At 32.7% G+C, this 23146-nt stretch carries 23 protein-coding genes and 2 pseudogenes; 16 read left to right on the top strand and 9 right to left on the bottom strand.

All coding sequences use genetic code 11. The features are described from left to right. Nucleotides 1–18: 18 nt before the first annotated feature. Together ACNQGB_RS07455 and ACNQGB_RS07450 are read left to right on the top strand one after the other, a co-directional pair. A complete protein-coding gene (locus ACNQGB_RS07455; protein WP_417943369.1) occupies nucleotides 19–1200 on the top strand; it encodes an acetyl-CoA C-acyltransferase in 1182 nt (393 codons plus the stop codon). A 40-nt stretch (nucleotides 1201–1240) separates the two neighbouring features. Next, nucleotides 1241–3046, top strand: a complete 1806-nt coding sequence (locus ACNQGB_RS07450) for an acyl-CoA dehydrogenase family protein (protein ID WP_417943370.1) — start codon at nucleotides 1241–1243, stop codon at nucleotides 3044–3046. A gap of 159 nt (nucleotides 3047–3205) precedes the next feature. Here ACNQGB_RS07450 and ACNQGB_RS07445 read toward each other — a convergent pair whose 3' ends face one another. Further along, entirely contained in the window at nucleotides 3206–4159 is a 954-nt protein-coding gene (locus tag ACNQGB_RS07445; RefSeq protein WP_417943371.1) for a YihY/virulence factor BrkB family protein, read from the bottom strand. A 226-nt stretch (nucleotides 4160–4385) separates the two neighbouring features. Here ACNQGB_RS07445 and ACNQGB_RS07440 point away from each other — a divergent pair, with 226 nt between their 5' ends. From ACNQGB_RS07440 to ACNQGB_RS07410, 7 genes and pseudogenes are all read left to right on the top strand, one after another. Further along, the gene (locus ACNQGB_RS07440; RefSeq protein WP_417943372.1) at nucleotides 4386–4913 is read left to right on the top strand and encodes a superoxide dismutase family protein; all 528 of its coding nucleotides are present in this window, start codon (nucleotides 4386–4388) and stop codon (nucleotides 4911–4913) included. A gap of 113 nt (nucleotides 4914–5026) precedes the next feature. After that, nucleotides 5027–6223: an LETM1-related biofilm-associated protein gene (locus ACNQGB_RS07435; protein ID WP_417943373.1), complete on the top strand. Its 1197-nt coding sequence runs from the start codon at nucleotides 5027–5029 to the stop codon at nucleotides 6221–6223. Between the two features lie 586 nt (nucleotides 6224–6809). Next, nucleotides 6810–7130, top strand: a pseudogene (locus ACNQGB_RS07430) (NADP-dependent isocitrate dehydrogenase); the annotation flags it as partial. Between the two features lie 187 nt (nucleotides 7131–7317). Continuing rightward, complete coding sequence (locus ACNQGB_RS07425) at nucleotides 7318–7596, top strand: hypothetical protein (protein ID WP_417943374.1); 279 nt, start codon at nucleotides 7318–7320, stop codon at nucleotides 7594–7596. Nucleotide 7597: 1 nt separating this feature from the next. Continuing rightward, nucleotides 7598–8434, top strand: a pseudogene (locus ACNQGB_RS07420) (DUF6671 family protein). A 3-nt stretch (nucleotides 8435–8437) separates the two neighbouring features. Continuing rightward, nucleotides 8438–9397, top strand: a complete 960-nt coding sequence (locus ACNQGB_RS07415; RefSeq protein ID WP_417943375.1) for an L-threonylcarbamoyladenylate synthase — start codon at nucleotides 8438–8440, stop codon at nucleotides 9395–9397. Nucleotides 9398–9403: 6 nt separating this feature from the next. Next, nucleotides 9404–10366 (top strand): sodium-dependent bicarbonate transport family permease, encoded by a 963-nt coding sequence (locus ACNQGB_RS07410; RefSeq protein WP_417943376.1) that lies wholly within the window; start codon nucleotides 9404–9406, stop codon nucleotides 10364–10366. A gap of 2 nt (nucleotides 10367–10368) precedes the next feature. On the opposite strand, the gene can is transcribed toward ACNQGB_RS07410, so the two are convergent. The 4 genes from can to ACNQGB_RS07390 form a co-directional block, all read right to left on the bottom strand. Next, nucleotides 10369–11013 carry a carbonate dehydratase gene (gene can / locus ACNQGB_RS07405; RefSeq protein WP_417943377.1) on the bottom strand — a complete coding sequence of 215 codons (645 nt, stop codon included), beginning with the start codon at nucleotides 11011–11013 and terminating at the stop codon, nucleotides 10369–10371. Between the two features lie 14 nt (nucleotides 11014–11027). Continuing rightward, complete coding sequence (locus tag ACNQGB_RS07400) at nucleotides 11028–12677, bottom strand: SulP family inorganic anion transporter (RefSeq protein ID WP_417943378.1); 1650 nt, start codon at nucleotides 12675–12677, stop codon at nucleotides 11028–11030. Nucleotides 12678–12758: 81 nt separating this feature from the next. Then, nucleotides 12759–13040, bottom strand: a complete 282-nt coding sequence (locus ACNQGB_RS07395) for a hypothetical protein (RefSeq protein WP_417943379.1) — start codon at nucleotides 13038–13040, stop codon at nucleotides 12759–12761. 120 nt (nucleotides 13041–13160) lie between these two features. After that, entirely contained in the window at nucleotides 13161–13640 is a 480-nt protein-coding gene (locus tag ACNQGB_RS07390; RefSeq protein WP_417943380.1) for a Dps family protein, read from the bottom strand. Nucleotides 13641–13736: 96 nt separating this feature from the next. Here ACNQGB_RS07390 and ACNQGB_RS07385 point away from each other — a divergent pair, with 96 nt between their 5' ends. Continuing rightward, nucleotides 13737–14678: a LysR substrate-binding domain-containing protein gene (locus tag ACNQGB_RS07385; protein ID WP_417943381.1), complete on the top strand. Its 942-nt coding sequence runs from the start codon at nucleotides 13737–13739 to the stop codon at nucleotides 14676–14678. Nucleotides 14679–14707: 29 nt separating this feature from the next. Here ACNQGB_RS07385 and ACNQGB_RS07380 read toward each other — a convergent pair whose 3' ends face one another. Both ACNQGB_RS07380 and mnmC2 read right to left on the bottom strand, forming a co-directional pair. Further along, the gene (locus tag ACNQGB_RS07380; RefSeq protein ID WP_309757706.1) at nucleotides 14708–14905 is read right to left on the bottom strand and encodes a hypothetical protein; all 198 of its coding nucleotides are present in this window, start codon (nucleotides 14903–14905) and stop codon (nucleotides 14708–14710) included. A gap of 160 nt (nucleotides 14906–15065) precedes the next feature. After that, nucleotides 15066–15728, bottom strand: coding sequence for a tRNA (5-methylaminomethyl-2-thiouridine)(34)-methyltransferase MnmC2 (gene mnmC2 / locus ACNQGB_RS07375; protein ID WP_417943382.1), 663 nt, complete (start codon nucleotides 15726–15728; stop codon nucleotides 15066–15068). 298 nt (nucleotides 15729–16026) lie between these two features. On the opposite strand from mnmC2, the gene ACNQGB_RS07370 reads away from it, so the two are divergent. Then, nucleotides 16027–17094, top strand: coding sequence for a branched-chain amino acid aminotransferase (locus ACNQGB_RS07370; protein WP_417943383.1), 1068 nt, complete (start codon nucleotides 16027–16029; stop codon nucleotides 17092–17094). Nucleotides 17095–17177: 83 nt separating this feature from the next. Here ACNQGB_RS07370 and ACNQGB_RS07365 read toward each other — a convergent pair whose 3' ends face one another. Further along, nucleotides 17178–17564, bottom strand: coding sequence for a pyrophosphohydrolase domain-containing protein (locus ACNQGB_RS07365; protein WP_417943384.1), 387 nt, complete (start codon nucleotides 17562–17564; stop codon nucleotides 17178–17180). Between the two features lie 546 nt (nucleotides 17565–18110). On the opposite strand from ACNQGB_RS07365, the gene ACNQGB_RS07360 reads away from it, so the two are divergent. Genes ACNQGB_RS07360 through ACNQGB_RS07345 form a run of 4 tightly spaced genes read left to right on the top strand, consistent with a single transcriptional unit; the run spans nucleotide 18111 to nucleotide 20782 of the window. Beyond that, complete coding sequence (locus ACNQGB_RS07360) at nucleotides 18111–19226, top strand: SRPBCC family protein (protein ID WP_417943385.1); 1116 nt, start codon at nucleotides 18111–18113, stop codon at nucleotides 19224–19226. Between the two features lie 60 nt (nucleotides 19227–19286). Next, nucleotides 19287–19829, top strand: a complete 543-nt coding sequence (locus ACNQGB_RS07355; RefSeq protein ID WP_417943386.1) for an RNA polymerase sigma factor — start codon at nucleotides 19287–19289, stop codon at nucleotides 19827–19829. Between the two features lie 33 nt (nucleotides 19830–19862). Next, nucleotides 19863–20276 carry a hypothetical protein gene (locus ACNQGB_RS07350; RefSeq protein ID WP_417943387.1) on the top strand — a complete coding sequence of 138 codons (414 nt, stop codon included), beginning with the start codon at nucleotides 19863–19865 and terminating at the stop codon, nucleotides 20274–20276. Between the two features lie 47 nt (nucleotides 20277–20323). Continuing rightward, complete coding sequence (locus ACNQGB_RS07345; protein ID WP_417943388.1) at nucleotides 20324–20782, top strand: sensor of ECF-type sigma factor; 459 nt, start codon at nucleotides 20324–20326, stop codon at nucleotides 20780–20782. A gap of 66 nt (nucleotides 20783–20848) precedes the next feature. Here ACNQGB_RS07345 and ACNQGB_RS07340 read toward each other — a convergent pair whose 3' ends face one another. Then, nucleotides 20849–21910 carry a WD40/YVTN/BNR-like repeat-containing protein gene (locus tag ACNQGB_RS07340; RefSeq protein WP_417943389.1) on the bottom strand — a complete coding sequence of 354 codons (1062 nt, stop codon included), beginning with the start codon at nucleotides 21908–21910 and terminating at the stop codon, nucleotides 20849–20851. A 118-nt stretch (nucleotides 21911–22028) separates the two neighbouring features. On the opposite strand from ACNQGB_RS07340, the gene ACNQGB_RS07335 reads away from it, so the two are divergent. After that, nucleotides 22029–23146, top strand: a 1118-nt coding sequence (locus ACNQGB_RS07335; RefSeq protein ID WP_472777094.1) for a hypothetical protein, incomplete at its 3' end; no start/stop codon positions are given.

Below are 23146 nucleotides of genomic sequence, written 5' to 3'. Positions count from 1 at the left end.
AAATTCAAAATAATAATTATGAAAACAGCATATATCGTAAAAGCATACAGAACAGCCGTAGGTAAAGCACCAAAAGGAGTTTTTAGGTTCAAAAGACCTGATGAATTGGCTGCCGAAACCATCGAATTCATGATGAATGAATTGCCTGATTTTGATAAAACCCGTATTGACGACGTTATGGTAGGAAATGCCATGCCGGAGGCAGAACAAGGTTTGAACGTAGGTCGTTTAATCTCTTTAATGGGATTGAAAGTAGATGATGTACCAGGAGTTACCGTAAATAGATATTGCGCTTCAGGGCTAGAAACTATTGGAATGGCAACTGCAAAAATTCAATCTGGAATGGCACACTGCATCATTGCTGGTGGAGCTGAAAGCATGAGTTTTATTCCAATGGGAGGCTACAAACCAACTCCGGATTATGCTGTCGCAAAAGCTGGAAACGAGGATTACTACTGGGGAATGGGACTAACATCCGAAGCAGTGGCGAAGCAGTTTAACATCTCGCGTGTAGATCAAGATGAATTTGCTTTTCAATCACACAATAAGGCCTTGAAAGCACAAGCAGAAGGAAAATTTGATAAACAAATTGTTCCTATTACAGTAGAGCAAACTTTTATCAATGAAAATGGTAAAAAAGAAACCAAATCATATGTTGTTACTAAAGATGAAGGTCCGAGAGCTGGAACTTCACTTGAAGCATTGGCGGGTTTAAGACCAGTTTTTGCTGCTGATGGTAGTGTTACAGCCGGTAACTCTTCACAAATGAGTGATGGAGCCGCATTTGTTCTAGTAATGAGCGAAGAAATGGTAAAAGAATTAAACTTGGCACCAATAGCGCGTTTGGTAAACTTCGCCTCTGCAGGAGTGGAGCCAAGAATCATGGGAATTGGTCCCGTAAAAGCAATTCCAAAAGCATTAAAACAAGCTGGACTGACTTTGAATGACATTGATTTAATTGAGTTAAACGAAGCTTTTGCTTCACAAGCGTTAGCAGTAACTCGTGAGTTAAACTTGAATCCAGATATTATCAATGTAAATGGTGGAGCAATCGCATTAGGTCACCCACTGGGTTGTACTGGAGCTAAATTATCTGTTCAGTTATTCGACGAAATGAAACGTAGAGGAAGTAAGTACGGAATTGTAAGTATGTGTGTAGGTACTGGACAAGGCTCTGCAGGTGTTTACGAACTTTTGTAAGCTTAGATTTTAAATAAAAAACATATTAAAAAATAAAAAAATGGCAGATACAATTGAAAAAAACGTAACCCGTGGTGGTCAGTTTTTAGTTAAAGAAACAAAATGTGAAGATATTTTCACACCTGAAGATTTTACAGAAGAGCAATTAATGATGCGTGACTCTGTGAAAGAGTTTGTAGACAAAGAGTTGTGGGCACACAAAGATCGTTTTGAAAAAAAGGATTATGCTTACACGGAAGAATCCATGAGAAAAGCTGGTGAGCTTGGACTTTTAGGGGTTGCAGTTCCAGAGGCTTATGGCGGATTAGGAATGGGATTCGTATCGACAATGTTAGTTTGCGACTATATTTCTGGGGCAACAGGTTCATTCTCGACTGCTTTTGGTGCACACACTGGAATTGGAACTATGCCAATTACTTTGTATGGTTCGGAAGAACAAAAACAAAAATATGTTCCAAAACTTGCTTCAGGTGAGTGGTTTGGTGCGTATTGTTTGACAGAGCCAGGTGCTGGATCTGACGCAAATTCAGGGAAAACAAAAGCTGTTTTATCTGAGGATGGAAAATACTATACTATCACAGGGCAAAAAATGTGGATTTCGAATGCAGGTTTCTGTAGCGTATTTATCGTTTTTGCTCGTATTGGAGATGACAAAAATATTACCGGTTTCATTGTAGAAAACACTTCAGACAATGGAATTTCAATGGGTGAAGAAGAGCATAAATTAGGTATTCGTGCTTCCTCTACACGACAAGTTTTCTTTAATGAAACTAAAGTGCCTGTTGAAAACATGTTATCTGAAAGAGGAAATGGTTTCAAAATTGCCATGAATGCTTTGAACGTAGGTCGTATCAAATTGGCTGCTGCTTGCTTGGATGCACAACGAAGAGTGATTTCTGGTGCAGTGCAATATGCTAATGAAAGAATCCAGTTCAATACAGCCATTGCTCAATTTGGTGCAGTTCGTTCTAAATTAGCTGAAATGGCAACTAGCTGTTATGCAGGAGAAAGTGCTTCTTACCGTGCTGCTAAAGATATTGAAGATCGTATTATTGCTCGTGAAGCAGAAGGAATTTCTCATCAAGAAGCAGAATTAAAAGGGGTTGAAGAATATGCTATCGAATGTTCCGTATTGAAAGTAGCGGTATCTGAAGATGTACAAAATTGTGCTGATGAGGGAATTCAAATTTTTGGAGGAATGGGCTTCTCAGAGGATACACCGATGGAAAGCGCTTGGAGAGATGCTAGAATTGCTCGTATCTATGAAGGCACCAATGAAATCAACAGAATGTTATCTGTAGGAATGTTGATCAAAAAAGCAATGAAAGGTCACGTAGATTTACTAGGACCAGCTTCAAAAGTTCAAGAAGAATTAATGGGAATTCCATCTTTTGAAACTCCTGATTATTCTGAATTGTTTGCAGAAGAAAAAGAAATGATTGGCAAATTGAAAAAAGCGTTCTTAATGGTAGCAGGTGGAGCGGTTCAAAAATACGGTCCAGATCTAGATGCACACCAACAGTTGCTTATGGCTGCCTCCGATATCTTAATTGAAATCTACATGGCTGAAAGCACAATCCTTAGAACTGAAAAAATGGCTAAAAAAGAAGGAGAAGCAAAAGTACAAGAACAAATAGCAATGGCTAAATTATACTTGTACAAAGCAGTTGACATTGTAACTCAAAAAGGGAAAGAAAGTGTTATTTCTTTTGCTGAAGGAGATGAACAACGCATGATGCTAATGGGTTTACGTCGTTTTACAAAATATACCAATATGCCAAATATTGTAGCGTTAAGAGAAGTAATTACAACAAAATTAGTAGCAGAAAATACATACTGTTTCTAATTGTAGAAAATTTTGTTTTTAGTATTTTAGTTGTTAAAAAACCGTCAAGTTCAATACGAGGCGGTTTTTTTATGCAATATCCTTTTATTATTTTCGTCATTGCAAATTCAAAAGATCGTTCACAACTTAGTCGGATATTTTATTTAATAGAATCGTAAACTATTCTTTTTCGCTTTGTTCGATTGCCTTTGCCTTAGCATTTTTTTTCAACTCAACGACTTCAACCTTTATTGCAACTGCATATCCGTTTGGGATTATTTTATTACCATGAGCATTAGCATACACTTTAGTAAATTCTGCACCAAAATACAGTATGATCGCTGAGTAATAGACCCAAATTAAAATAATAACTACAGATCCTGCAGCACCATAAACTGTAGCCACAGTGGAACTTCCCAAGTAAAAACCAATTCCAAATTTACCAATCATAAAGAAAAATGAAGTAAAACTCGATCCTATAAGCGCATCTTTCCAATCAATATCGCCATCGGGTAAGGTTTTGAAAATAATAGCAAATAAAATTGTAGTGGTTAAAAACAAGATGATGATATTAAAAATATAAAATATGTAAACTGTTGTATTGGGAAAATAAACAAGTAAGCGCGTATTAATAACATCCATTACTGTATTTACCATTAAACTCACCATTAGTAAAAACCCAACAGAAGCTATCATAGAAAATGACATCAATCGATTTTTGATAAACTTCATAATGCCTTTATTGGGTTTGGCTTTTAAACCCCAAATAAAATTAATAGAACTTTGTATTTCTGCAAAGACACCTGAGGCACCTATTAAAAGCATAATTCCCCCAAAAATAGCAGCAAAGGTATTACTATTGCTTAGTTCGATATTCTTGATTGTTTCTTGTATCTGAATTGCAGCTTGATTCCCAACCATACCATTAATTTGACCAAAAAATCGGCCTGTAACCGCTTCTCTACCAAAGAAAAAACTAAAAATGGAAAGAATAATTATTAATAAAGGTGGAAGAGAAAAAATTGTATAATAGGAAAGTGAGGCACTTAATTTTATGGCATTATCATCATCAAATTCGTGATAGGTACGTTTTAAAAGGGTCCAAGTGGTTAAGGCAATTTCTTTATGTTTCATTTTACAAATCTGAGATTTAGGGTAGACTTATTAGTGGGTATAATCTAATGTTTAAAAACAACATAAAACTATATCCATTAATGCATAGGTTGAAGAATTAAAATTACAAAGTTATTTAATACCAATAAAAAATGTAATTTATATAATTCCTACATTTTGTTATGATTCACATAAAAATCTAATTATCTACAATTCAAAAAGTCTTATCTTTGAAATAAAACCTACTATGAAAAAATTAGTTGTACTATTCGGAATTGTTTTGGCTGTTTTAATTGGTTGTAAGACTGGAACTATACTAAGTAATGATAAAATAGTAGTAGTTGTTTTCGAACCAAAAAGCAATAGCACCGTTATTGGTACCGCTACCTTCATTGAAAATGATGGTTTTGTTACCATGGTTGCAAAACTTAAAGGATTAACTCCAGGAGTTCACGCCATACACATTCATGAAAAATCAGATTGTACTGCAGAAGATGGTAGTTCAGCTGGAGGTCATTGGAATCCAACTTTCAAGAAACACGGAAAATTAGGTGAAGGCGAAGCGCATAAAGGCGATATTGGTAATTTTACAGCTGATTCAAAAGGTAATGGTTCGATCACATTTACAACAAGTGAATGGGGAATTAGTTCTGCAGATGAAACCAAAAATATTATTGGTAAAGGATTAATTGTGCATCAGGGCGCAGATGATTATGTTTCACAACCAGCAGGAAATGCAGGAGCTAGAGTTGCTTGTTCTGCATTAATACGATAATGTTTAAATCCGTTCAAATAGCCGTCTCTTAATACTACCGAGATGGTTTTTTAATTTTAAATTCAACGTGAAAACCATAAAAAAATATAGCTTTGTACCTTTAAAGAAAAGTAATGATTAACCCATCGGCATCTGGTTGGATTGATAAATTTTTTAATGAACAAAAAACTTTAGAAAAAACGTTTCCTAAAACTACCGATACTTTTTATCAAAAAGTTAGAGAAACAGGTTTTATATATGGTCATATAATTTCATTTGATACTGTAAATGCGGTTGAAACCAAAGGTTGGTTCAAAGAAGAAATTTCTAAAGTGGCACTGTTAAATACTTTATATGGAATTTTTTGTATTACTTATGATGTTAGTAGTCCGGAAAATTTCATTAAGCAGGCAGTAAACTTTTACAATCAAATGAATCCTGAAGGTTTCAGTTTGTTGAAAAAAATTCTTCCAAAAAATTCTACTTCTTTAACTTTAGAGAAAATAATTGACGAGCGCGTTCAAACAAACGATGGTATAATTAGCAAAAATTTTTCCCATTTAGTAACTAACGCATTACTATTTATAGATGTTTTGGCTTTTCGACAGTACTTATTGAATGGCGCAATACCCGAAAAATATTTAAAAAAAATTGAAGAAACTATTGTCAATATTGTTACACTAGCTCTAAAAATTAAATCTGAAAAATCGCAATACGATGATTTATTGATTAAACTTTTTGAGGCATCCATTCGGTACAGTAAATTCTCGAGAATCTCATTACCAAGTTTGGAAACGCTGCAACTCGATTATTTTACGCATGAATTGGAACATTATTATTTTGTAGATATTGCCGGAATGGCATTATGGAGCGATGGAAAAATCGAAAATAATGAAGCTTACTTTTTACATTCTCTTGCTGACATTATTTCAGTTCCAGATGCCTTTGTAAAAGAAAGTATCCTAAGTACAGATGCATTTATCGCAAAACATAAAAAAGAGATTCCTTATTTCAATTATTCGAATCCCGTAAAGCATTTTTACGATCACACAACCCAAAGTGTAGCAACACTAGTAAGTCGTAACAAAAATCGCTTACTTAAGGAAATAATGCAAAGCAAAGAGTTAATGGTACTTTTGGCCCACTCTACGCTTAGAGACCTAGATGAAAAAGAAAAGAAAAAAGTAAAAAAACAACTCTTAGAAATTTGTAAAACCATTCCTTCACTTACTATTTTTTTGCTTCCGGGCGGCAGTTTATTGCTTCCTATTTTAATTAAATTTATTCCAACTCTACTTCCTTCTGCTTTTAATGAAAATTTAGAAGAATAACATCCCTTTACGATACTACAACGAAGCGAGTGCATAGTTTTTTCCTTGCATTAAAAAAATACCATCAAAGTGTCTTTTACTTTATGAAGGATTTGACTAATTAAAAGCACGAATTTTATAAACTTACTCCCGTTTTATTAAGCGATTCCTTTTTGTGAAGAAGGATCTTATATCCTATTTTTAAAGAAACAACATCTTTTAAACACTCATTGATTAATAAAATTTTCTTTAAAATTTAGAAGTGAAAATAAAATTTTAGCTGCTTTTTATAATCTAACATTTGAAGCATCTTTATCTTTTTCTATCCTTAAAGAATACTAAAAATCACTCAAAGCTCGAACTTCAAGTATTTTATTAAAGGCTGTGTTCAATCCAAAAAAATTTTGAAGAATTACTGTTTTATTATTAATTAATATTTTTTATGTTTTTCATTAAATATATAAATAAAAATTTATTACTTAAAAATTCCAAATTTGCACCATCAACTTATAAAACAAAAACATGACTCGAATTACAGTAGCAAAAGGAGACGGTATTGGTCCTGAAATCTGTGTAAAAAAAACCAGCTAAAAACAAAGAATTAGTTGGCATAGACATTTTTGTTCACTGGAATGGAACAGATCAGAATGAATTGGCAGCTATAATGCAAAGCATCAATTTAGAAAATAAGCACTTAACAATGATCACAAATCGTCGGATTAAAGTGTGGCCTGATGGATTTAATGAAACCTATTGCACAGACCATTGGCGTTGCAGATTTAAACCATCAGAAGACAAAATCCTATACAAAGAAGACATTATTAATTTGTTATCTCTTGCGATGGAAGCTAAAATAGATGTCATAAAAACAGAAAACTTATATGAATTTGATGGGAAATCTGGCTATTCATTAGGTCAAGGCCAATAAGAAAAAAGATGAGAGAGAACAATAATTTAAATTCAATTTCTAACAAACGCTTAACTTTTTCGCTAGCAATTTCTTTGGTAGCACTTTGTGTGACCTTTTTTGACAATTCTATACTGAACAATGGAATTTTAGGAATTTGCGTTTTTATTAGCACTTATAGCATTATGAAACTTCAAAAAAAATAAATATGGAACAAGATCAAAATTTTAAATTAATAGATGGAATTTTCATTGCTGAAGAAGCAGAAAAAGTTCTTACAACTTTACTAAATTACAAAATCGATTATCATAACAGAGAGGATTTCAGCAATCACATTCGGTTTAATCAAAGCATCGAGAATTCTAAAAAACGAATCCAAGAACTCAACAGTACTAAAGATGATATTAAAAAAATGATTCAAGAATCGAAAAAAGAAGGCTACAATCTAATTATAAATAGTAACATAACCATCCGTTTAGAGAAATAATATGTTTACAGGGAGAAAGCTTCTTATTGCTACCAAACATCAGAAGGAGATGATAATAGCGCCTATTCTTGAAAAAGAATTAGCAGTTAAATGCTATACTTCTGATGTTTTTGATACTGATTTACTAGGTACTTTTTCTGGAGAATTACAAAGAAAAGATGATGCATTGACTACATTAAGAAATAAGTGCATTGGTGCATCGATTGCAAATAATTGTGATTTAATACTCGCTAGTGAAGGATCTTTTGGCGCGCATCCTTCGATTTTTTTTGCAAATGCAAATGTTGAATTAGTAATGCTTAAAGATTTTAAAAATGATATTGAAATTGTAGCAAGAGAAATCAGCATGGAAACCAATTTTAATGGAAAAACAATAACTTCTGAATATGAATTACTAGCGTTTGCAGAACAAATACAATTTCCCTCTCATGGTATCATATTGCGTCCCGCTGAAAAAGTGTACACAAAAATGCACAAAGGAATTGTAACTCATGAGCTATTGCTTCAGCATTATAGGGAATTAAAAGCTTAGTTTGTCTCCGTTTATGCAGAAACCGATATGAGAGCACTATACAATCCTACACGGATGAAAGTAATCGAAAAAGCTACACAAAATCTAATTGAAAAAATAAAACACTTATGTCCTAATTGCAGTACACCTGGATTTGATATTGTTACAGCACAAGCTGGCTTGCCCTGCGAAAATTGCTCCTTGCCCACTCGATCTACTTTAAGTTATTTGTACCAATGTAAAAAATGCAATCATACCGAAAATAAATTGTATCCACGCGGAATTCAATTTGAAGATCCTACCTATTGCGACAATTGTAATCCTTAAATTATGATACACATTACAACCGATATATTAAAAGCCAAACAAATTCTTGAAAATGAAGAATTAGTGGCAATCCCTACAGAAACCGTCTATGGCTTGGCGGGAAATATTTATAGTGAAAAAGCCATTCAAAAAATATTTGAAACAAAAAAAAGACCCTTATTTAATCCCTTAATCGTACATATTGCTTCTACAGATAAGCTAAAAGAAATAGTATCAGAAATACCTGAAAAGGCACAACAATTGGCAGATGCATTCTGGCCTGGTTCCTTAACATTGGTCCTTAAAAAGAATGCTAATATTCCAGATAGTATTACTGCTGGAAAAGATACTGTAGCAGTTCGTGTGCCCAATCATGATTTAACTTTAAAACTGTTGCGGTCATTAGATTTTCCTCTGGCAGCGCCAAGTGCAAATCCTTTTGGATCGATTAGTCCTACAACTGCAGAACATGTAGCAAACTACTTTCCTCTTGATTTAGAACTGGTGCTACAAGGTGGTGCTTGTAAAAATGGTATTGAATCAACCATTATTGGTTTCGAAAATAATAAAGCGGTATTGTATCGTTTAGGCTCTATTTCAATAGAAGAAATTGAGACAGTAATAGGACCTATTCAAATAAGAAACAACAAAGAAAGTGCACCCAATGCGCCTGGAATGCTGTCACGACATTATGCTCCAAAGACAAAAACGATACTTGTTGATGATGCTGAATTAGAATTGAAAAAATATCCAAATGCAAAAGTTGGTCTCTTAGTATTTCAAGATACTATAACCAATTTACAACATGTTGTGACCGAGATCCTTTCAAAAAAAGGAGATTTAAAAGAGGCAACTGCTCATTTATATGCTGCAATGCACCGATTAGACAACCAAAAATTAGACTTAATTATTGCCCAACGATTTCCTGATACAGAATTGGGAACATCAATTAATGATCGCCTAGAACGCGCAACTAAAAAATAATTCCAAATGAATATTGATTTACTACTTGAAAACCTTACCAATCCCGCTTTATTATTTTTTCTGTTAGGCGTTATAGCTGTTAAACTAAAAAGCGATTTAGAAATACCTCCAAATTCCTCAAAATTTATTTCACTTTATTTACTTTTTTCAATAGGGTTTAAAGGTGGGCAAGAATTAGCACACAGTCATTTTACACTCGAAATCGTCTGGTCTGTCATCTTTGGGGTGCTCATTGCCATCATTATTCCGGTGTATTGTTTTTTTATCTTACGCAGAAAGTTCAATATTTTTGATTCTGGAGCAATAGCAGCGGCATATGGATCCGTAAGTGCCGTAACTTTTGTGACCGCTGCGTCCTTTTTAGAAATTCAACACTTAAAATTCAGCGGACACATGGTTGCCGTTATGGCCTTAATGGAAGCACCAGCTATCATTGTAGGGGTTATTTTAATTCGAATGTTCGACAAAAAACAAGAGTCAAAAACGTCTTTGGGATCTCTAATCCAACATTCCTTTACCAACGGAAGTGTACTTTTGATCTTAGGAAGTTTAATAATAGGTATGCTAGCTAGCGATGAACAAGCACTTGGAATTAAGCCTTTTACGAATGATTTATTCAAGGGATTTCTCGCCATATTCCTTTTAGATATGGGAATTGTAAGCGGCCGAAAACTTGGCGATTTTGTAAAAAGTGGTTGGTTTGCCGTAATCTTTGCTCTGGCAATACCTTTGTTCAACGGTTGTTTAGTCGCATTTGCAAGCCAGTTGGTAACTACTGACATTGGTAACCGATTTATACTGGCCATTCTTGCTGCTAGTGCCTCTTATATTGCGGTCCCAGCGGCAATGAAAATTGCCGTTCCTAAAGCAAATCCAGGTTTGTTCCTACCAATGGCCTTAGCAGTAACTTTTCCCTTTAATATTACTTTAGGAATGCCAATTTATATTTCGATAATAATGTATTGCTAATTTTAGTTAGAGAATTTTAGTCTGTACACTTCGTCTAACTCTGAATTTGATCCCATGTTAACCCCTAAATCAGTTACATATCCTGAGTTTAAACCATAAGTCCAACCGTGAAGCGTAAGATCTTGTCCGTTTCTCCAAGCATTTTGAACAATAGATGTTTTGGCTAAATCGAATACTTGCTCTTGCGCATTCACTTCAACAAATTTATTGAAACGTTCCTCTTCATCTTCGAAAGTATTTAAATAGTGTTCGTGTAATCGATACACATCTTTGATATGTCTTATCCAGTTATCAATTAATCCTATCGATTGATTTCCCATAGCGGCTTTGACACCACCACATCCATAATGTCCGCAAACAATAACATGTTTTACTTTTAAAACATTTACTGCATAGTCCAAAACACTCAACATGTTCATATCGCTATGAATAACCATATTAGCAATGTTTCTGTGCACAAAAACTTCTCCAGGTTTTGCGCCAATAATTTCATTTGCAGGAACACGACTATCAGAACATCCAATCCAAAGCAATGGGGGTTGCTGTCCTTTAGCCAAATCTTTGAAATACTCTTTATCAATTGCCAATTGAGATTCTACCCAAAGCTTGTTGTTGTCTAATATTTTTTTATAAAAATCTGAACTCATATTATCTTTATTTTCTAATTATTTTTTTCGATTACTTTCTTTTCTATTTTTCTTTTAAGTGGATTGTAAACATGTTCAATTGTTATTGCGTTTTGATATCCTTCGGAATTTTCAATATCATAACCATCTTTAAAACCAGATAATTTTACTTTCAAATTTAAATCTTTTGCTTTAATTTCTTTAAATTCGGTAATCAAATCTAAAACATCGTGCGAAATATAAACTGTTGAACTTGCATTTATTTCTACTTTTGAATTTTGTGGAATTTTATTCAATGTATCTTTAATTGCTGCTTTATTTAAAAATGAAACTTCCTGCGCAAGATCTATTTTTATAACATCGCCGTCTCGATAGTCTTCGATATTAAAATTATATGCTCTTTTTGAATTTCCAATTAAAATAAAAATAATATTAATTATCATTCCTAGCGCTACACCTCTTAACAAATCAGTAGCAACTACAGCAACAAAAGTAGCAATAAAAGGTATAAATTGATATATTTTATCTTTTTTCCAAAAATGGATAATTGTTTTAGGATTGGCTAATTTATAACCAACTAGAAGTAGTACGGCAGCCAAAGTTGCTAATGGTATTCGATTCAAAACTGCAGGGATTGCCAACACACTTACCAGTAAGAGAACACCATGAATAATAGCAGACATCTTAGACTTTGCACCAGCTGCATTGTTTGCAGTTGTTCTTACTACAACTGATGTCATAGGCAATCCACCTAAAAGTGAACTAATTATATTACCAATTCCCTGCGCTTTTAGCTCTACATTAGTATTGGAATATCGCTTCAAGGCGTCCATTCTGTCTGATGCTTCAATACATAATAACGTTTCAATTGATGCCACAATTGCAATGGTAACACCTACAATCCAAACCTTTGAATTGGTAATAGCATAAAAATTTGGTGTGACAACAATATTTTTAAACTCTTGCAAATTTGTTGGAACTGGCAATCGCACCAGATGCTCGCTGGCAATTGCCAAAGTACTTCCTGATTGTATGAAAAATTCATTCAACACTATGCTTACTACCACTGCAACTAGAGCAGGTGGAACCAATTTAATTTTTTGTAAAAACGTAACTTTATTCCAAAAAATCAAAATCACTAACGAAATGAGCGCTATCAATATAGAACCCAATTGTACATGGTTTACAATATCAAATATTTCAGAAAACGTATTTTTACCATCAGGCTGTGAAAATGACAAATCCCCAATAAAATCTGGATCATAACCAAATGCGTGCGGGATTTGTTTCAAAATTATAATAACACCAATACCTGCCAGCATCCCTTCAATTACATTGTTTGGAAAGTAATTGGAAATACTACCCGCTTTTAAATATCCTAATGCTAATTGAATAGCACCAGCTATTAAAACTGCCAACAAAAATGAGTCAAAAGAACCCAGTTCAGTAATTGCTGTTAGGACAATTGCTGTTAAGCCTGCTGCAGGTCCCGAAACACTAATGTGGGATTGACTTAAATAGCCAACAATAATACCACCAACAATACCCGAAATAATACCAGCCAATGGTGGCGCACCGCTGGCCAAAGCGATGCCAAGACATAGCGGCAACGCTACTAGAAATACTACTAAACCTGATGCGAAATCAGATTTTAGATTAGCAAAAAGATTAACTTTTTTTGTCATAATACCTAACTAAAAATTGAATACAAAATGTTGCACATACTATTGTGCTGGAATTCGTTATAGAAAATCCAAGAAATTGTATTACAATGCGTTAGGCGGAGGTATAAATATGGATGCAGTTATTTTATCATGTTTGGATAACTTCTCCGAAAGTATGATCGTTGATGACGCATCTGAGATAGTATGAACATGCAAAAAATGTTCTAGCGAAACTGCTGCTATGATTTCTTTGTGAAAATGTCCTTCCTCAGACACATTGAAAAAAACAGAAATATCCGAACTTTTCTCAATCACAGTAACTATTGTTGGTGTGGTGAGAAAGGCAATAAAAAGAATTAAGAATATTTTTGCAACTGTTTTCATTGTCGCAAAAATATATAAAATGTGTTAAACAAAAACACACACAAGTGTAAATTTTTTAAATAATTAACAATGCAAAAATACTTTTATTGAATTATTAGAGATACAAATGCTATCTATTTACTACAAACTTTCTTCAAGCCATGCCTGCATCATCCAAATTGTTTTTTCTTGTTCTGATATAAAATCACCCATCATAGAATTAGTACCTTCATCATGAATAGCTGCTGATTGCGCTAAAATGGTTCTTTCAATTTTTAACAAATGGGACAATGACGTAACAATTAAGTGTACTGCTTTTTCATCGTTTGATATATTTTTACCCACAATCAACTGATTTTTATTTAAGTAATCTTCAAAGGTATGAAGCGGTGTTCCGCCAACAGTAAGAACTCTTTCGGCAATTAAATCAATTTTAATCTGGGCGTCAGTGTATAACTCTTCGAATTTTACATGCAAATCAAAAAAACGTTTTCCTCTGATATTCCAATGAATTCCTCTTAAATTTTGATAATACACTTGAAAATTTGATAACAAAATGTTTAATTCATTGCCAATCAATTCTGATTCCTTTACGGGTAATCCTAAGATATTAGTTTTCATAGTTTTGTATTTCAACAAAAATATGCAATTAAACCACCGTTTTACAGTACCTTAAATTGATTGTTTTTATATTTGCATTAGATATTACTATAAAAAATGACAATCACTCAACTAAAATATGTTTTGGCGGTAGCCGAACACAAAAATTTCACATTGGCTGCTGAGAAATGTTTTGTAACTCAACCTACTTTGAGCATGCAAATTCAAAAAATAGAAGAAGAATTAAGTATTCAGATCTTTGACAGAACCAAAAAACCAATTCAATTAACTGACATAGGTCACAAAATTGTAAATCAGGCAAAAAACATTGTTATCGAAGCTGATCGCATTCAAGATATTGTAGAACAGCAAAAAGGATTTATTGGTGGTGAATTCAGATTAGGTATAATTCCTACAATAATGCCTACGCTATTGCCTATGTTTTTGACTAATTTTATCAAAAAATATCCCAAAGTAAAACTCATTATCGAGGAATTGAATACCGACGAAATTATTGTAAAACTAAACAATGGTCATTTGGATGCAGCCATTGCTGCAACGCCTTTATTGGAAGATAAAATAAAAGAAGTCGTTTTGTACTACGAACCTTTTGTGGCATACATTCCAGAAAGTCATCATCATTTTCAAAAAGAAGAAATCGAAATAGAAGATCTCAACATAGATGAAATTTTGTTGTTGCAAGACGGACATTGCTTTCGCGATGGAATTTTAAATCTTTGTAAAAATGTGAATAAAAATGAAACTAGTCGTTTTCAGATTGAAAGTGGAAGTTTTGAAACACTTATAAAACTGGCAGACGAAGGATTAGGAACTACACTGCTACCCTATTTACATACATTAGATTTAAAAGAGAAAGACAAATTAAAACTGCGTCACTTTAAGGAACCAAAACCTGCAAGAGAAATAAGTCTTATTTTTCCAAAAAGCGAATTAAAAATTCAGATTATTGATGCGCTACGGACTACAATAGCTGGTGTTGTGAAAGGTGCAATTGTATTTCAGAATGTTCAAATAATAAGTTCACTACCTAACAAATAAAAAAAGGAACCGATAAACGGTTCCTTTTTTTATGAATTAACGATTAACAAACATTGTTTTAACTCTGGTCTTTCAATTGTGAAATTTAGTAACCACTCTCGCAACTGTTCCATTTCGTAGGGAAGTAAAGTTTTGATTGCTTTTTCTAACTCTTTGCAAAAAAGCAACGGATCAAAACTTACTCTTTCTAAAATTGATTTAGTATACTCATACATTGCTTTTGACATAATAAACATTGATTTTAGTTTAATTTTGATTCTTAGGCGTTGTAAAAATACATTATTTTTAAGTACTCCAATACTATTTAACTCAGATTTAATTTTTGATTCACATTATTAAAAAAATAAGAAATTAAGTTACTCAAAACCAATTCTTTATTAAAAAAAACTAACGCTTTATAGCACGAAACATTTCTCTTTTCCCTGGTGGCCCTGCAAGTTTTTCAACTGTAAACCCTACTTCTATCATGCTTCTTTTTACTACGCCTCGTGCCGCATAAGTTACCAGTATACCTTGGGGTTTCAAGGCTTGATACATTTTCTTAAAAATGGCGGTACTCCATAATTCGGGCTGCACTCTGTATCCAAAAGCATCAAAATAAATCAAATCAAAAGCTTCAATATCATTGATTTCTTCAAAAAATTGTTTTCTTTTAAGTAGTGAAAAATCTGTCGATAAACTTAATTTTTCTTCCCAATTACTAGTGTGCATACTATCAAAAATAGCGCTTTCTTGATTAGCATTTAATTCTGAAACGTAGTTCATTGAAAGAACCTCATCGACTGAAATTGGATAGGCTTCCACTCCCACATATTCTATAGATTGTTGCAATTTTTTAGACTCCAAGAATGTAATAAAGGCGTTCAAACCAGTACCAAAACCTATTTCTAAAATAGCTACATTCTGATTAGGAAACAATGAAAGACCATTTTTAATAAATACGTGCTGTGCCTCCTGAATTGCACCATGCTTAGAATGGTAACATTCATTCCACTCTGCTATTTGAATGGTAGTTGAACCGTCTAGTGTTTGTATTATTTCTCTTTTCAAAATTGGAATTTGAGATTAAAAGGATTAAAAGCTACAATTTTTATTCAAAATTAATGAAAATACAGCCATTCTACTGCTGTAAAATCTAAATTGATGTAAAGTCAAGCAAAATAACGAATTATTTTAAATTTATTCAATTAGAAACAAATCATAGTTTAATCATATAAATAATATTTTTTTGACAAGAATTTTGTTGATTTTTATTTAATTTTGCACAGATTAAACTTCAACTTATAGAAATCAAGTTTTTTAAGCTCCAGTTTGTCAGTTAAAAAAAATTAAAAAACAATACATTACTATGAGTACTACTCAAACTAACACCATTGAAACTATAAAAGCTTCTACTTCAAAAATAAATGAAGTTGATTTTTCTAACTTAAGCTTTGGCTCTGTTTTTACAGACCATTTGTTTGAATGTGATTTTAAAAATGGACAATGGCAAAAACCTGTTATAAAGCCTTACGCTCCCTTTTTATTAGATCCATCGACACGCGTTTTTCATTATGGTCAAGCGATTTTTGAGGGGATGAAAGCCTACAAAGATGAAAATAATGATGTTTGGCTTTTTAGACCCGATCAAAATTACAATCGTTTTAATACATCTGCTGTTCGAATGGCTATGCCTGAAGTTCCAGAAGAATTATATATGAGTGGCTTAACCCAACTGTTGCAATTAGACAAAGAATGGATTAAAAAAGGAAAAGGAAATGCCATGTATATTAGGCCGTTCATGATTGCTACTGGTACTGGAGTAATTGCAAATCCCTCTGATGAGTATAAATTCATGATTTTATTATCGCCTGTAACTTCGTATTATTCTGGTGATGTCAAAGTACTTATTGCAGAACATTTTAGTAGAGCGGCAAACGGAGGAATAGGGGCTGCAAAAGCTGCAGGGAATTATGGTGCTCAATTTTATCCAACTAATTTAGCAAATAAAGAAGGTTTTCAACAAGTGATTTGGACAGATGATGCCACACATACTAAACTTGAAGAGGCGGGAACTATGAATGTCTTTTTTAGAATAAATGACACTTTACTTACTGCTCCTACGAGCGAAAGAATTCTTGATGGAGTAACTAGAAAAACCTTAATTGATTTAGCAAAAAGTGAAGGTATTGATGTAGAGATTCGTTCAGTTTTAGTAACCGAACTTGTTGAAGCTGCTAAAAATGGAACCTTAAAAGAAATTTTTGGAGCAGGAACAGCTGCCGTAGTAAGTCCAATTTCTGGATTTTCCTACCAAGATGTTTATTATGAATTGACAAAAAATGAAAATTCAATGGCTTTGCAACTAAAAACAAAGCTGGAAAACATTCAAAATAAACTAGAACAAGATATTTTTGGATGGACTGTTAAAGTGTAGTCCTAAGATTCATAAATTCAAAAAAGCGATTTTCATATTGAAAATCGCTTTTTTTATGACCTATCTAAATTTAGTATAAACCACTATTCAGAAATTATTTTAGAAAAATCAGGTTTAAAGTAATTAGGTCCTTTCATGACTTTGCCATCTTCTCGGTATATTGGTTGTCCATCTTGGCCTAATTTACTCATATTACTGCGTTGTATTTCATCAAAAACTTCCTCAATTTTATGTTGTAAACCATGTTCGATTATGGTTCCGCACAAAATGTACATCATATCACCCAGTGCATCTGCAATTTCAATTAAATCATTGTTTTGAACAGCTTCAAGGTATTCTTCATTCTCCTCTTTCATTAAATTGTATCGCAACGTATGTTTACTTTCTCCTAAATTAGCAATAGGGATTTCACTATGGCCAATTTTAAAAGCAGTATGAAATTCTTTGACGGAGTTTATCTGTTTTTGCATCTTTTTATTTTGTTAAATGAAAAAGCAAATTAGCAACTATTTCTAAACAAATAACTAAATTTGTCTAAAAATAATTCAAACTATGTTTAGTCAAGGTCAATTAGTGTTTGCAGGCTTATTTGTAATAGCTTTTTTTATTGCTGCGATATACTCCTATCGAAAAGATTTAAAAATTCACAAAACATTTTACAAAGGCAACTACAAGATTTTAATAGGATTTGGGGTTTTTATTGGAATTTTATTTTTGATAAAAGTGTTTTTTAAACGGTAATTTTTTTGTTCCGTACCCAAGATGTCCGCTGATTAGTGGACTTTTTTATTACAACTAATCAACTATAAAATAGGTATTTATAGTACATAATTATTTTAGATTTATTTTTATCTGAAGTTTTTTAACGTTGTTTTACTAGATTTAGCCTCTTGGATTTAAAATGCAATAAAATGAGCCGATCAGTCATTTAATAGAAATAAACTATATTTATTTACCCATTTTGATGACTTGTAAATAAAACCTTTAACTTTACAAAATTAACAAACCTGTATATTATGAGGATTTTAAAATACTTATTTCTTTTACTACTGCTAAGTTTTGTGGCTTTATCGATTTTTGTGGCAACACAAAAAGGAGATTTTACCGTAGAAAAAAGTCAAATCATAAATTCACCCAAATCAACCGTTTTTAATTTTATAAATGATTACCGAAACTGGGAAGATTTTAGTTCCTGGATTACTGAAGACCCCGAAATGAAAATCATGTTTCCTGAAAAAACAATTGGGGCAGGCGGTAGTTTTTCATGGGAAGGAAAGCAAGGTTCAGGAGATATAGTGACCGTTTATGCCAAAGAAAATGATAGTATTTCTCAAAAAATGAATTTCAACGGAGCTACTTCTACTGTTTTTTGGAGTTTTAAAGACACTATTGGCGGTACAAAAATAACCTGGAAAACGACCGGTAAAATGAGTTTCAAGATGAAGGTTTCTACTGTTTTTGATGGTGGAATGAATGAAATTTTAGGCGAAACCTATGAAAAGAGTTTAGCCAATATAGACAAAACACTAGATTTTGAATTAAACTCATTTGCGGTAAAGGTAAACGGAATAGTAAAAAAACTTGGGACCTTTTACCTAAGACAAACTTTTACAAGCGAAATTTCAAAAGTAGTCAAAAATGCTTCCATTGTATTTCCTAAATTAATAACCTTTTGTGAACAAAATAACATCGAATTAAACGGCAAACCTTTTATTATTTATCACACCTATAATGAAACAAATGGGTTGACCAAATTATCGATTTGTGTTCCTATAAAAAATCAAATTCTAACCAGTTCTGGAAGTGATATTTTAACTGGAAAACTAGAACCCTTTGACGCCCTAAAAACCACTTTAAAAGGTGATTACTCGCATACAAAAACTGCTTTAGATAAAGCGAAAACGTATATTAATACTAACAGAATTGTCGTTGATGGTGCATTTTCACAAGTAGAGAATTTCTCCATTAGTAAAACCGACGTTAAAAACCCTTCTAAATGGGTTACAGAAATTTACATTCCATTGAAACCAAAAGTAATTCCTGTAACAATTGTTGTTCCACCTACTGCTAAAAAAGTGGAAGCAGTAAAAGAACCAGTCCCGATTAAGGAAGAAGAAGAGTCTGAATTTTAAAATTCAACAGATCAATTAAACCTTTTTAATAAATTCTATTCTAATCTTTAAATAATCGCTTTGCAAGAAGAACAGGAATTTATAAATCGCTTGTTAAACCCTAAAACGCAAAATCAAGCGTTTCAGCAGTTATTACGGGATTATCAAAGACCTTTGTACAATCATGTTCGTAGCATCGTTTTAAATCACGATGATGCTGATGATGTACTGCAAAATGTTTTTATAAAAATTTTTCAGAATCTGAAAAATTTTAAAGGAGAAAGCAAACTTTTTTCATGGATGTATCGCATAGCAACTAATGAATCCTTAACTTTTTTGAAACAAAAATCAAAAAATAGCGGGATATCATCTGAAACCTTGCAAAATAAAACTATCGATAATTTAGAAGCCGATGTGTTTTTTGACGGAAATGAAATTCAAATAAAATTACAAAAAGCAATTGCGTTATTGCCAGAAAAACAACAATTGGTTTTTAAAATGAAATATTTTCAAGAACTAAAATACGAGGAAATCTCAGAAATATTGGGAACATCCGTTGGAGGATTAAAAGCATCCTATCATCTAGCGGTAAAAAAAATTGAAGCTTTTGTAGCTTCAAATTAAACCTTTTAGCTGTTAAACTGTCTAAGACATACTATGAAAACATTTAAATTAGAGAACGAACCTAAAATTGAAACTGGATTTAAAACGCCAGAGCATTATTTTGATAATTTTTCAATCAAAATGATGGAGCAATTGCCAAACAATGAACCAAAAGTAATTTCTATTTTTCAAAAAAGAAAAAATATATTTATGCTGGTAGCTGCTGTTTTTGTGCTTGCTTTGATGATTCCAATTTTAAATCCTTCCACTGAAAATTCAAAAGATCTCGATGCTGCTGCATTAGAAAATTACATTACATACCAATCTAACGTTAATCAATATGATTTAATAAGTGTATTAGAGAGCGAAGATATCAACACAATAAACTCTGGCATTGTTTTAGAAGATGATGCAATTGAAGATCATCTATCAACCAATTCAAACTTAGAAAATCTCATTTTAGAATAAAAATAACTGTACAGCTTTCCTAAAGCTGATAACTAAACACATTAAAAATGAACATTAAAAAATTAGTACCAATATTATTCTTATTAGTCTCATTCAATTTTTACGCTCAGGGCGAAAGTATGAAAGAAAAAAAAGAACAAATAAAAGCATTGAAAGTAGCTTTTTTCTCTACCGAATTGGACTTAACAACCACTGAAGCCGAGAGATTCTGGCCCATTTACAACTCCTATGATGATAAGCAGTTTGAACTGAGACATCAAAAAATGAAAGCCTGTATGAGGAGAATGAGTGATGGATCACTCGATAAAATCACAGAAAAAGAAGCGAATACCTTTTTAGCTCAAATGGAAGAAACCGAAGAAGAATTGTTTTTAGTTCGCAAAAAGTTCATGCAAAACGTACGAACAATTCTACCCGCTGTAAAAATAGTAAAGCTAAAAAAAGCAGAAGAAGATTTCAACAGAAAACTATTGCAACAATACCGAAACAAAGCACAAAAAAAATAAAACAATTGATTTTTTATTAATTCATAAAACACTCTAATACTGCACATCAAGTATTAGCGTGTTTTTTTATTTAAAACGAATACGAATCATTTTATTTTGTCCCGCAGCAATTGCTGTATGGTTATCTAGGAACCTAATTGTATGAAGAGTAGAGTCAGAGGCTAATTGTTTCCAAGAAATTCCTCCATCAGAGGAATAATACAATCCTGAAAAACCTACTGATACTAATCCTTTACCGTTACTTTTAGGAACATATTGTACACAAGATGCATACCCAAAACCTTGATTTTCTGCAATGAGATTCCATGTTTTTCCGCCATCGGTAGTCAATGCTTTGTTAGAAAAATTTTGATTGCGTAGCTCATAATCGCCACCAGCAATAAATCCACTTTTGGAATCATAGAAATCTGCTGTGAAAATTCCCGTCATCGCTTTTCCTTGAACAATTGGGGTGTCAAACACTGTCCATGAATCGCCCTTGTCTGGCGAATAAAAAACTCTCGATTTTTTTCCACCCGAAACAAGCCATGTGTTATTTCCTTTAATTAAAATATTAGTATTGCTTGCCGCAAAAGCTGCTTCACCATCCATTACTTTTGGTAATTTATTTGAAGGTACTTTACTCCATGTATTTCCCCCATCACGAGTGATGATTACATTTAAACAATCAGCAATTGGATCACCCATGGCAATTCCTTCTTTATTGTTCCAAAATTGCATGCTATCAAAGAATACTTTCTCATGGTTTTCTTGATAGACTAATTTTACTTTTTTTTCTTCTTTAGAGATCTGATATAACAAAGCTGGATTTCCAACATTTAGTATGTAAATATTTTTTTTAGTTTGGGCATTACTTCTAAACTCAAGCTTCAAGGAGTCTTTGCTAATACTGCTTTCAAATTTTTGATTATTATCGATATTATAAAAACCAAATCGACCTTTATCTGCTGCATACCAAATTTTATTTGCATCAATTACAATCGCTCTTATACTTATTTTATCTTGAAACAAAGTATCTATGGCTACGGCATTAAAATCTATGTTATTATTATTTTTACCAGTAAAATAAACTGTTTTACATGATGTTAAAACTATTAAAAGTAAAAAAGTTAAAATAAAAGTTTTCATTTTTTGTGTTTTTTTAGGCCTAAATTACAACTAAAAATTAGAATCATAATAAGGACACTGATTTATTGGCATAGTAATTGGTTGCTCAAAAATAAGAATAAACTAAATTCAACTAATTATGAAAACGAAATTACTACTATTGAGTCTTTTTACTGTTGTTTTCGCAACCCAAATACAGGCGCAAAACAGAACATCAGTAAATGCAATGAATAGCGAAATCAGTGATAACCTAGATCTAAGAGCTGTTGCTTCCATTTTTGGAGACTCTAGAAATCTTCAAGATTTTGAACGACGGTTGAATGACCCTGAGCTGCAAATATCAAACTTAGATTTAAATAATGATAATGAGGTAGATTATTTAAGAGTGATTGAAACTGTAGAAAATCGAACTCACGTAATAATTATTCAATCTATTCTGGATAATGATGTGTATCAAGATGTGGCGACTATTGACGTTGAAAAAGACAGAAACAATCAAATCCATGTTCAAGTTGTAGGAGATGTTTTTATGTATGGTCAAAATTATATTTACGAACCTGTATATTACAGTACTCCCATAATTTATGCATCTTTCTGGACACCAAATTACCGTCCCTATTATCCAACTTGGAACTGGGGGTATTATCCGTCTTATTATTATGCTTGGAATCCATTCCCAATTTTTAGATATAGAAACAACATCAATATATGCTTGAATATTAACAACAATTATAATTATGTTAATTACAGAAGAAGCGAGCGAGCGGTAGTCCTTTACAGTTCAAGACGTTCTAATGGATATGAAAGACAAAATCCAAATTATTCTTTTTCTAGAAGAAATACTAACGTTACAAATCGTTATGAGTTAGATCAAAGAAGAGGTTCAAGAAATGAAATAGCAAATTCGAACGGAAGAACAAACTCCCAAAGAGGTTATACTCAAAACAGAACAAGTTCTTCTAGAGAAGCAGCTCCACAAAGAGGAAACTCTAACAGAGATTATACTGCAAACAGGACCTCTCCTTCAAGAGAAGCAGCTCCACAAAGAGGAAACTCTAACAGAGATTACACTGCAAACAGGACCTCTCCTTCAAGAGAAGCAGCTCCACAAAGAGGAAACTCTAACAGAGATTATACTGAAAATAGAACTGCTCCTCAAAGAGAAGCAGCTCCACAAAGAGGAAACTCTAATAGAGATTATACTGAAAATAGAACTGCTCCACAAAGAGAAGCAGCTCCACAAAGAGGAAACTCTAA

The sequence above is a fragment of the Flavobacterium frigidum genome, from assembly GCF_048286795.2.
Note: the sequence above shows the minus strand (reverse complement) of the source record. Positions and strands in the feature narration are given on the sequence as shown.